Here is a 10,125-nt window from a genome sequence, read left to right on the forward strand (position 1 = left end):
GGGTGTCTGGATGCCCAACAGATAGCTGGCGAGACCGACATCGTAGAAGTAGAGCTTCGGCGACTTGGTCAGCCGCTTCCCAATGTTCTTGTGGTACGGCTCGAGCACGAACACGATGTAGCTGCGCTCGAGAACAGTCAGCCAATTGCGAACCGTTGTGTGTGAGATGCCGAGGTCCCCCCCGAGCGATGACAAGTTGACGAGTTGCCCGATTCGTCCAGCGCACAGCGCAGCGAACTGACGGAACGCCGAGAGATCGCCGACGCCTCCCATGCGACGCACATCCCTCTCGATGTAGGTATCGAAGTAATCGGCCAGCGCAGGCCGAGGCTCCAGCTGTTGGTCGATGATGCGCGGATAGAAGCCGCTGTATGCCAGCTCGGCGAAAGATGCGACGCCGTCGGCTCGGTGGCGCTCTTCAAGCGAGAACGGAAGCAAGCGCAGCTGAGCCACCCGACCAGCCAGTGACTCGCTGATTGCCGTGTTGAGCTTGAAGTTCTCGCTGCCCGCGAGCACGTATTGGCCATTGGCACCGTCGGCATCTGCTGCTTCCTTCAGATAGGAGAAGAGTGCCGGCACATGCTGAACTTCGTCGATGACGGCGGGCCTGCCGAGATCCCGAAGGAATCCGCGCGGATCGTTTTCTGCGACCTGGCGAACGTCCATCGCGTCCAGGCTGACGTAGGCGACCTCTGAGGAGTCGAACACAGACTGGCAAAGCGTCGTCTTGCCAGACTGGCGCGGTCCGGTCACAGACACGAATGGAAACTGCCGGAACAGCTTCGGCAGCAGACTGGCAATCTCCCGACGAATCATACGTGCATGGTACCTCAGGTGCCATGCAATTTGAAATCTCGTCTTTCAGTTTGCATACCTAGACGCTGTGCTACGTGCCGTTGCGGCCCGCTCACCACCGCCCTCGAACTCGCCGCGCGAAGAGCATCTGATTCAATGGCGACTGCCGCTCGTCTACGGCGACGACGGCGAGGCTCATATCGCTCCTGTGCGCGGCAGCGCGGCGCACCATGGCCCTTGGCGTCGGCGTCGCTGCGAAGGGGCTTCGGGGTGCTCGTCAAACGGAGGGATGCTGGGTTCATGAACTTCTCGAAGGCCATTGCCGTCTACTTGAAGCTCGTCGGGGCCGCCGTGGCGATCAACCTCGGCGCATATCCCCTCTACAGGGAGCACCAGCCCGAGAACTTCGATTCTTGGTCGGTGCTCAACTGGTTCATGGCGTCGTCGTTGTTGCTGACCTTGGTCACGACATGGCTGCGCCGCTCCGCCGCCAGCGCTCACGACCGCAATGCACGAGCCATGTTCATCTTCGCTCCGCCGTGACCATTCCGTTTGTGCCGAACTGGTTCGCAGACATGGTCGACGGCAGCGACAACCTGATCATGTGGTACCTCATCGACAGCGCGCTGCCGATCCTGCTGTGGATGGAAGGTCACCGTCTCTGGAAGTCGGCCACGACCCGCTGAGACCGCCATCTCTCGGCGCGATGGAGCGGCCATAGCCTCGGATGGGCCATGAACGACCTCGGACCGAGCAAGACGCTGCAACACGGCCCGACGATCGTCTACATCGACGGGTTCAACTTCTACTACGGCGCCGTCAAGGGGACGCCGTACAAGTGGCTTGACCTCGAAGCGCTCTGCCGGCGCCTGCTGCCCCGCGACAACATCGTCAAGATCCGCTACTTCACGGCTCGCGTGAGCGCTCGCCCGGACGATCCGCAGCAAGCCGACCGCCAAGATACCTACTTTCGGGCTCTCGCAACCCTGCCGCTCTTGGAGATCCACTACGGGCACTTCGTACAGAGGAAGATGAAGCTTCCGCTCGCTCGTCCGTCAGCAAGCAGGCATCGAACCGTCGAAGTGGTTAGGACAGAGGAGAAGGGCTCCGATGTCAACTTGGCCGCGTACTTGCTGCGGGACGCATTCATGGGGCACTGCAGGACAGCTGTGGTGGTCAGCAATGACTCGGACCTTCGCGAGGCCGTCCGCATCGCGCGTGTCGACGCAGGCATCACTGTGGGCATTGTCAATCCGCACTTGGCGAAGTACCGCTCGCGGTTGCTCCAAGGCACCTTCTTCAAGCAACTCCGGATGAACGTGCTGGCCCAATGCCAGCTGGCACCCGTGCTCCATGACCAGCAGGGCGCCATCAGCAAGCCATCTGCTTGGTAAACACGCAAGGGCCCGCCGAAGCGGGCCCTGCACCCAGCCACCAGAAGCGACTGGGGGGATTGGGTGCAGCGTACATCACACCTGTGGCATCCCCTACGACTCGCGGGGCTACAGGCGGACGCGCTGGTTGGGCCGCGGTCGGGTGCGTCACATAGCCCATCGCCAGGCAGCGATCCTCGGTGTAGCTCCACATAGCCGACGTGACCCGGCCGACGAGCTCGCCGTCGCGGCGGATTGGCTCGTCGTGGTACGCCAGCACATCGGGGTCTTCGAGCCGGAACTGGACGAGACGGTGTGTGCGGGGCTCATGGCGTTGTGCCTCCAGCGCTGCGCGGCCGATGAAGTCGCGCGGCTTGTCCCACGCAATCGCGAAGCCGAGGCCCGCCTCCAGCGGCGTGTCCTCGTCGCTGATGTCGTGCCCCCAGTGGCGGTAGCCGCACTCCAGCCGCAGCGTGTTCATGGCGTGATAGCCGGCGTGAGCCAACTCCAGCCCGTCCGCGTCTTCCGCAGCGTCGCGCAGCGCTTCGTATACCGCGACTGCCCCGGCGTTGGGCACATACAGCTCCCAGCCGAGCTCGCCCACGTAGCTCATGCGCACGGCCAGCACCGCGATCGGGCCAGTCACCGACGCCACGTCGATGTGCTGCGCATCGCCGAAACCGAACGACTCGTTGTCGAGCGCGGCGTCGGTGACACGGCTGAGCAGGTCTCGTGAGTGCGGTCCCATCAGCCCGAGCACTGCCCACTCGTCGGTGACATCGGCGATGTCGACGTCACGGCCCCTGCAGTGGCGTCGCAGCCACGCCCAGTCACGGGTCTGGCAGGCAGCCGAGGTGACCACCCAGAAATCGTCGTCGCCCAGCCGGGTGACGGTCAGGTCGGCCTCGATGCCGCCTCGCTCGTTGCACCACTGCGTGTATACGGCACGCCCGGCGGGCACATCCACCGAAGCCACACTCAACGTGTCGAGCACGTCGAGCGCGTCGGGGCCGCGCACGGTGAACTTGACGAACGACGACTGGTCGAACACCGCCACGCCGTTGCGCACGGCGTCGCACTCACGCCCGGAGTTCTTGAACCAGTTCTGCTTGCCGTAGCTGTAGCGGTATGCCCGTTCCTGGCCCTGCTCGGCAAACCAATTGGCTCGCTCCCAGCCTGCTGTCTCGCCGAAGACCGCACCGGCCGCATCCATCGCGTCGTGCAGCGCCGAGCGCCGCTGGTCGCGGGCGCTCGTGTACTGGAAGAATGGCCAGTGCATCGCATACAGCAGCCCGAGACTCTCGCTGATGCGTTCGGCTAGGTAGCCGTTGTCGGCCTGGAATGGCATGGCGCGGCGGATGTCCACCGCGCACAGGTCCATCGGTGGGTGCCGGTCGGCGATCCAGTCGGCCAGCACCCAGCCGGCTCCCCCCGCGGACTGGATGCCGACGGAGTTGAAGCCCGCAGCCACGAAACAGCCGTCGACCTCGGGCGCCTCGCCGAGGTAGTAGGTGCCGTCGGGAGTGAACGATTCGGGGCCGTTGAAGAACAGCTGCACGCCGCAGTCGGCCAGCGTCGGCACCCGATGGCACGAGCGCTCGAACACCGGTCCGACGTGGTCCCAGTCTTCCGGCAGCGTCCCGAACTTGAAGTCGCGGGGAATGCCGTCGAGGCGCCACACCTTGGCTTCCGGCTCGAAGAAGCCGACCATGAGCTTGCCGGTCTCCTCCTTGAAGTACGTGTAGTTGGTGGGGTCGCGCACGATGGGCGTGGAGGTATCGAGGTCGTCGAGCGGCTCGGTGACCACGTAGAAGTGCTCGCACGCCTGCAGCGGAACGTTCACCCCGATCTGAGCGGCGAGGTGGCGGGTCCACATGCCGGTGGCCAGCACCACGGTCTCGGTCTCGATCAGGTGGTCTCCCCCGGCGCCGCTCGCGACGCCGGACGTCAACTCAGTGCGGACGCCGCTGATGGCGCCATTGCGGGTCTCGAGCCCGGCGACGGCGACACCTTCGATGATGCGGCACCCTCGGGCACGTGCGCCCTTGGCCAGCGCCATCGTGACGTCCACCGGCGACACCATCCCGTCGTCCGGCAGGTACAGCGCGCCCACCAGGTCGTCGGTTCGCATCAGCGGCCACATCTCCGACAGTTCGTCCATGTCGAGCTCGCGGGACTCGACACCGATGGACCTGCCCATGGATGCGCCGCGCAGGATCTCCTCCCAGCGCTCGGCATCGGATGCCACCGAGATCGAGCCCGGCGCCCGGAAGCCCGTCGCCTGACCGGTCTCGTCCTCGAGCGCCTCGAACAGGCGCACGGTGTAGGTGGCCAGCTTGGTCAGGCTGTAGGTCGACTTGAGCTGCGCTGCCAATCCGGCCGCGTGCCAGGTCGTGCCCGAGGTGAGCTGGTTCTGCTCCAGCAACAACACGTCGGTGATGCCTCGCCGCACCAAGTGGTATGCAACCGCGCAGCCCACGACACCGCCGCCCACGACGACCACTTCGGCACGATCTGGGATCGTGCGCTTGGATGCTGCACGATCTGGAAGCGAGCGATCGCCAAGGGCGCGCCCGGGTGATGTCTGTTCTGCCATCAGTGCCGCCTCAGACGCGTTCGAGCAGGTCGGGGGTCAGGTCCGCAGTGGAACGAACGCCATTCAGGCGCATCGTGCGGGTCATCCCCTCGACGAAATAGTTGAGCACCCAGTCGACGCCGGTCTCGCCAGCGGCGCCGAGGGCATACAGGTACGCCCGGCCGATCATCGCTGAGTCGGCACCCAGGGCCAGGGCCTTCACGATGTCGCTGCCGCGCCGGATTCCTCCGTCGCAGATCACCTCACAACGGTCGCCGACGGCCTCGCGAATGGCCGGCACGCACTCCACCGGCGCAGGCGCCCCATCGAGCTGGCGCCCGCCGTGGTTCGACACGATCACGGCGTCGAGCTCCATGTCGGCAGCGATCTTGGCGTCGTCGGTCGACAGCACGCCCTTGAGCATCACGGGTCCATCCCAGCGCTCGCGGAACCACTCGATGTCGTCCCATGACAGCGACGGGTCGAACTGGCTGTTGATGTAGTCGGCCAGCGCCACGGCATCGCCGCCGTCGCCGCCGGCCGCCCCTTCGCAATTCGAGAACTTGATCGGCTCGTTGCTGAGAAAGTCCAGGAGCCAGCGCGGATGCAGCAATCCGTCGATGATCGTGTCGGGGCCCAGCTTGGGGGGAAGGCTGAAGCCGTGCCGGACGTCGCGCTCGCGGCGTCCCAGCACTGCCGTGTCGACGGTGATCATGATCGCCTCGTAGCCGGAAGCGGCCGAGCGCTCGAGCAGGTCAGCCATCAGCTCGCGGTCGCGCCAGACATACACCTGGAAGAATTTTCTCCCCGCGCACACCTCGGCTACCTCTTCGACCGAGCGTGTGCCCATCGTCGACAGCGAATACGGAATGCCGGCCCGTTCAGCGGCACGCGCCACAGCCAGCTCACCTTGCGAATGGGCGATGCGGTCGAAGCCCGTCGGAGCGATCACCAGCGGGATCGGCACCTCCTGCCCCAGCACCTTGCCCGAGATGTCCACCTCGCTCACGTCGCGCAGCACTCGCGGCCGGAATTGCCAACGATGAAAGGCGGACACGCTTCGCTCGGCGCTCACCTCGTCCTCGGCTGCCCCGTCGATGTAGTCGAAACAGCCGCCCGGCATGCGGCGCTTCGCCATGCGGCGCAGGTCGGAGACGTCGGCCGCGCGGATGAGGTGACGCTTGTCGGCGTCGCGTTCGAACTCGCCGAACTGCATGACGCTGCGGGCCGTCTCGTAGGCCTGCGATACCCAACTCGTCAACCCCGCCATCGCTTGCCTCCCCTCGGCTCGCCGCTCAGAAGTCTGGCTGGTAGGACCCAGCTATTTTGACAGTCCCGCTCGATCAGAGCCACATCCACTGTGATGGGCAGGCGCGCGGCACCGGGGTCAGCCACTCACCGATATACGTAGGCAATTCTGTAGCGAGAGGATCTCCATGACGGTAGATGTCGGTCTGTTCAAGCGCTCCGTCCTTATATCGATCCCATACGAGAGCTAACTCGTCATCTCTGACATCTAAGTACCAATTGCCGTATCCGCCCGCCGATGCTGCGCGCTCCGGCGCAACGAGGGTAAATCTCTCTACGTCGATGCCGCCAGGAAATGGATATTGGCGCACTCGTTGCAAATCCAAAAGGCCAAACTGCTCATTCAAGGGATATTCGATAGCGGCGCACGGACCCGAAAGATCCAGATAGCCCCAGCCGTACAGCGCTATAGCTGGACTCGCGCGCTCAAAACCCTGCGGATAATCCGGCCAGAATCTACGAGCGAGAACAGGCAATTCTAGTTGGTCGCATCCCATTTCTTCGATTGCGCCATTATGCATCTCAGTCACTATCGTTGCGCATTGCGACCGAACGGATCGCTGCGAAGTCGGAGAGACGTTGGTGGATGTCATCGCTTCGGAAGTGGTGCGCACGCTGTCGGAAAGTGGTCTAGAGCCTTGGCTGTCACTCGTTGTGCAAGCAACTGTGCTCCCCGCGAGCAGCAGTAAGCTGATCAGCATACAGCAACGTTGTCGGAGTTGAGACTCAGTGTGCATACTGCAGCCTCAAGATGAAGCAACCTCTGATGCACCAGCTACGCCGACAGACTTTGAGCTTATCCGTAGACCAGATCCAAGCCGTATCTGTTCAGGGCAGCTTCGACTGGCGTGAAATAAGCTGTGGTTGAGCCGCTGACGCGAGCAGCAGTGATGCCCACAGCTGTCGAGCCAATGTACCATGGACCTCCGCTGTCGCCTTCCTGCACTTGCACGTCGTCCAGCGTCACACGTGCGATATTGCAGACAGTGGCACCACTATAGGTGATGCAGAGATTCCATGCTTTGAGGCTGCCACAATCCCGCTCATTCGAGGCCCGCCCATAGAAACACACCCTCTGATTTGTCGAAAACCCAGATTCACGCCGCATTCCGGTAAGCGTACGCGTGTCATATCTTCCATCGCCGATATAGAAGATGGGCGAAGGAGTACCCGAGAACGAATACCAACCGATGTCGCCTTGAGAGCCCAAGTGCAAGCCTTCCTCAGTCAGCGTTCGGACTCGGCCATCCAGTGGAATCTTGTACCGCGTCATGCGGGTGCAATGACCTGCTGTGATGAGACCGTCATCTTGAGCTCGAGTCACTGCAAACGCTGAGGTGCAATACCTGCTGCTCCTATTGGCATCATGGATTTTCGCACCGCCATGAAACGTACGTGTGGCCGAGTCGACGAGCTGGCCATCCCTCTCCGTGACATTCGATGTGACGCCAACAGGCAACAGGGTCTTCAGACTCAGCCTGGTGGCATCGAGCCTGGGTGCCGCTGAGTCGTCGCCTCGAACGATGACATCCAAGGATTTGGTCTTCGGCGAAGGCTCCACAATGGCTTCGCTGTGTCCAGTGCTAGCGAGCAGCGCGGCTGCATCGCGGGCCAACTGGTCGTATGCGTTGGCCGAGATCGGCGACGAAGTATCAAAGCTGAGCGAGACTCCGTGCGGTGCCGCTTGCGCCGACACTGCCCTGGGGACCGTACCGACCCACATCACAACCGACGCCGCAACGAAGCCATCGGCGTGGTACGCCCCGGCATAACCGTTCGGATACACCGCGGCCCACTCCGCAATCAGCCCAGCGACAACCTCCTCGTGCTGCAGCCGATTGAGCACCGTCTCAACAGAAACGTCGTACTCCTCGGCGATCAATCCCGCGTCCTGCTGCACCTCTTGCGCAGCTGCAGGCTGGTTCGTCCTTTGCGAGACACCTGGCTGAGGCTGCGTGGTGGCGGCACCCGCCGCCATTGGGATCAGGGCAGCGAACAGCAATGCCACGACCACGAGCACCCGCACGCTCCGCCATCGTCGACGTGACCGGTTTCCGAACTTGATCTGCCGATGGCGATGCTCTGGGCACTGACTGGCGCCGTGTGTGTTCATGACAGAACTCCCTTCGTACTTACTACACGTTTGTTTAGCACATCTCATCCGCTATGCCGCACGCCGTGGACGCCGTCGGGAGTGTGCTGAGCTGCCGCGTTCTGCCGGAATAGGCGGCGGCGAACTCTACGATGTGCCCGAAGTTCCAAGTGCCCTGCCATCTGCACCGGAGGCTGCGGTTCGGGCATGCAGCCCTGCCGGCCGACCTCTGCCGCACGATGCGAAAGTGAGTCCCTCATGGTCACAAACGCCGATCTGGCAGAGCGCTACCGCGCGATCCTGCCCAGCTTCATCAGCCCGCTGTACGAGCGACCGGTCTCGATCGACCGTGGCGAGGGGAGCTACGTCTTTGACTGCGAAGGCACCCGCTACCTGGACTTCTTCGGCGGGATCCTCACCACCATGATCGGGCACGCCAATCCTGTCGTAGTCGAGGCCGTACAGGCCCAAGCAGCCAAGGTGATGCACACCTCGACGCTGTACCTGAACGAGGAGATGATCTCGTTCGCCGAAGAAGTGGCCGCCGTCTCGGGCATCCCCGATCCCCGGGTGCTGTTCACCACGTCGGGCAGCGAGGCCAACGACACCGCGATCTTGCTGGCTACCAACTATCGCAACAGCAACCAGGTGCTGGCGATGCGCAACAGCTACCACGGTCGCTCGCTCACAGCCCAGGCGATCACCAGCCACCGCGCCTGGTCCACCAGCAGCTACAGCGGGCTCGACGTGCAGTTCGTGCAGGGCGGCTACCGGCTGCGCAGCCCGTTCCGGCAGCTCGACGATGACGCCTTCACCAATGCCTGCGTGGAGGATCTCGTCCAGCTCATCGACATGACCGATTCCGGCGGCTTCTCGGCACTCATCGCCGAGCCGATCCAAGGCGTCGGCGGCTTCGCCACGCCGCCCGATGGCTTCTTCGGCGCCATGGGCAAGGTGCTGCACTCGGAGGGGATCCTGTTCATCTCCGACGAGGTGCAGTCGGGCTGGGGCCGCACCGGCGAGCACTTCTGGGGTTATGAGGCTCACGGCATCACACCCGATGCGATCACCTTCGCCAAGGGCGTCGGCAATGGCATCACTCTGGCGGGCATCGTGGCCCGGGCCGAGCTGATGAACTGCCTGACGCGCAACTCGATCACGACGTTCGGGGGGAACCCGCTCTCGACCGCGGCGGGGCGGGCCACGCTGCGCTACCTGCTCGAGAACGACCTCCAAGCCAACGCTGCCGCCCGCGGGGCACAGATGCACGAACGCCTGGCACCCGTGTGCGACGCGTCACCGCATGTGGCCGAGCTGCGCGGCAAGGGGCTGATGCAGGGTCTCGAGTTCTGCCACGCCGGCAGCATCGAGCCCGATGCCGCCACCACGGCAGCGGTGCTGGAATCTGCAAGAGACCGCGGCCTGCTCGTGGGCAAGGGCGGTCTCTACGGCAACGTCATCCGCATCACGCCGATGCTGAACGTGACCGAAGCCGAGATGGACGAGGGCCTCGACATCCTCGTGCAGGTAATCGAAGCGCTCGACTGAGCCCACTGGGGTCAGTCGAAGCTGACCGACACTTTCAGCGCGCCGGCGTCGTGGGGCTCGTGGGCCAGCCGGAAGGCGTCGCCGATGTCGCTCACGTCGAACACGTGGCTGAGGAGCGGGGACACGTCGATGTCGCCCGAGGCAATGAGCTGCAGCGCTTGGCGGAATGACATGGCGCCGGGCTCGTCTTGGGCGCCGTAGGTGCTGGCGGCCGAGAGCCGCTTGCGGAAGAACTTCTGGAAGCGGACATGGATGTTGTCGTCGGTCGAGGGCAGGCCGAACCACAAGAGCTGACCGTCCATGCGCACAAGCTCGACCGAGTCGAGAAACGTGTCAGAGCGGCCGACCGCCTCCACGACATAGTCGGCGCCGCGACCGTTTGTCATGTCTTTGACCGCCTCGATGACCCCGGCGTTGCCGAGCTCGGCGGCATT

General features: G+C 63.8%; 10 protein-coding genes. 4 read left to right on the forward strand and 6 right to left on the reverse strand.

Translation table 11 applies throughout. The features are described from left to right. Positions 1 to 816: ATP-binding protein (locus tag VI480_RS05815; RefSeq protein ID WP_323671878.1), on the reverse strand; the 816-nt coding region annotated here is incomplete at its 3' end. Positions 817 to 1,095: 279 nt separating this feature from the next. Between VI480_RS05815 and VI480_RS05820 the strand changes: the two genes are divergently transcribed. From VI480_RS05820 to VI480_RS05830, 3 genes are read left to right on the forward strand one after another with little or no spacing between them, the layout of a single operon-like run. Further along, positions 1,096 to 1,338 (forward strand): hypothetical protein, encoded by a 243-nt coding sequence (locus VI480_RS05820; RefSeq protein ID WP_323671879.1) that lies wholly within the window; start codon positions 1,096 to 1,098, stop codon positions 1,336 to 1,338. Beyond that, positions 1,335 to 1,481, forward strand: a complete 147-nt coding sequence (locus VI480_RS05825) for a hypothetical protein (protein WP_323671880.1) — start codon at positions 1,335 to 1,337, stop codon at positions 1,479 to 1,481. The genes VI480_RS05820 and VI480_RS05825 overlap by 4 nt, the downstream gene beginning before the upstream one ends. Before the next feature lie 48 nt (positions 1,482 to 1,529). Continuing rightward, a complete protein-coding gene (locus VI480_RS05830) occupies positions 1,530 to 2,189 on the forward strand; it encodes an NYN domain-containing protein (protein WP_323671881.1) in 660 nt (219 codons plus the stop codon). Here VI480_RS05830 and VI480_RS05835 read toward each other — a convergent pair. The 4 genes from VI480_RS05835 to VI480_RS05850 form a co-directional block, all read right to left on the reverse strand. After that, complete coding sequence (locus tag VI480_RS05835) at positions 2,167 to 4,764, reverse strand: FAD-dependent oxidoreductase (RefSeq protein ID WP_323671882.1); 2,598 nt, start codon at positions 4,762 to 4,764, stop codon at positions 2,167 to 2,169. The two genes, VI480_RS05830 and VI480_RS05835, sit on opposite strands and share 23 nt — an antisense overlap. 10 nt (positions 4,765 to 4,774) lie before the next feature. After that, positions 4,775 to 6,013 carry an alpha-hydroxy acid oxidase gene (locus tag VI480_RS05840; RefSeq protein WP_323671883.1) on the reverse strand — a complete coding sequence of 413 codons (1,239 nt, stop codon included), beginning with the start codon at positions 6,011 to 6,013 and terminating at the stop codon, positions 4,775 to 4,777. Between the two features lie 73 nt (positions 6,014 to 6,086). After that, the gene (locus VI480_RS05845; RefSeq protein WP_323671884.1) at positions 6,087 to 6,581 is read right to left on the reverse strand and encodes a hypothetical protein; all 495 of its coding nucleotides are present in this window, start codon (positions 6,579 to 6,581) and stop codon (positions 6,087 to 6,089) included. A 266-nt stretch (positions 6,582 to 6,847) separates the two neighbouring features. Beyond that, positions 6,848 to 8,164 (reverse strand): S1 family peptidase, encoded by a 1,317-nt coding sequence (locus VI480_RS05850; RefSeq protein ID WP_323671885.1) that lies wholly within the window; start codon positions 8,162 to 8,164, stop codon positions 6,848 to 6,850. 237 nt (positions 8,165 to 8,401) lie between these two features. Here VI480_RS05850 and VI480_RS05855 point away from each other — a divergent pair, with 237 nt between their 5' ends. Further along, the gene (locus VI480_RS05855; protein ID WP_323671886.1) at positions 8,402 to 9,691 is read left to right on the forward strand and encodes an aspartate aminotransferase family protein; all 1,290 of its coding nucleotides are present in this window, start codon (positions 8,402 to 8,404) and stop codon (positions 9,689 to 9,691) included. Positions 9,692 to 9,702: 11 nt separating this feature from the next. Here the strand turns inward: VI480_RS05855 and VI480_RS05860 are convergent. Then, a partial coding sequence (locus tag VI480_RS05860; protein WP_323671887.1) for a zinc-binding dehydrogenase occupies positions 9,703 to 10,125 on the reverse strand: 423 nt, incomplete at its 5' end.

This window comes from Candidatus Poriferisodalis multihospitum (assembly GCF_028283155.1).
Taxonomy (GTDB): Bacteria; Actinomycetota; Acidimicrobiia; order Acidimicrobiales; family Poriferisodalaceae; genus Poriferisodalis; species Poriferisodalis multihospitum.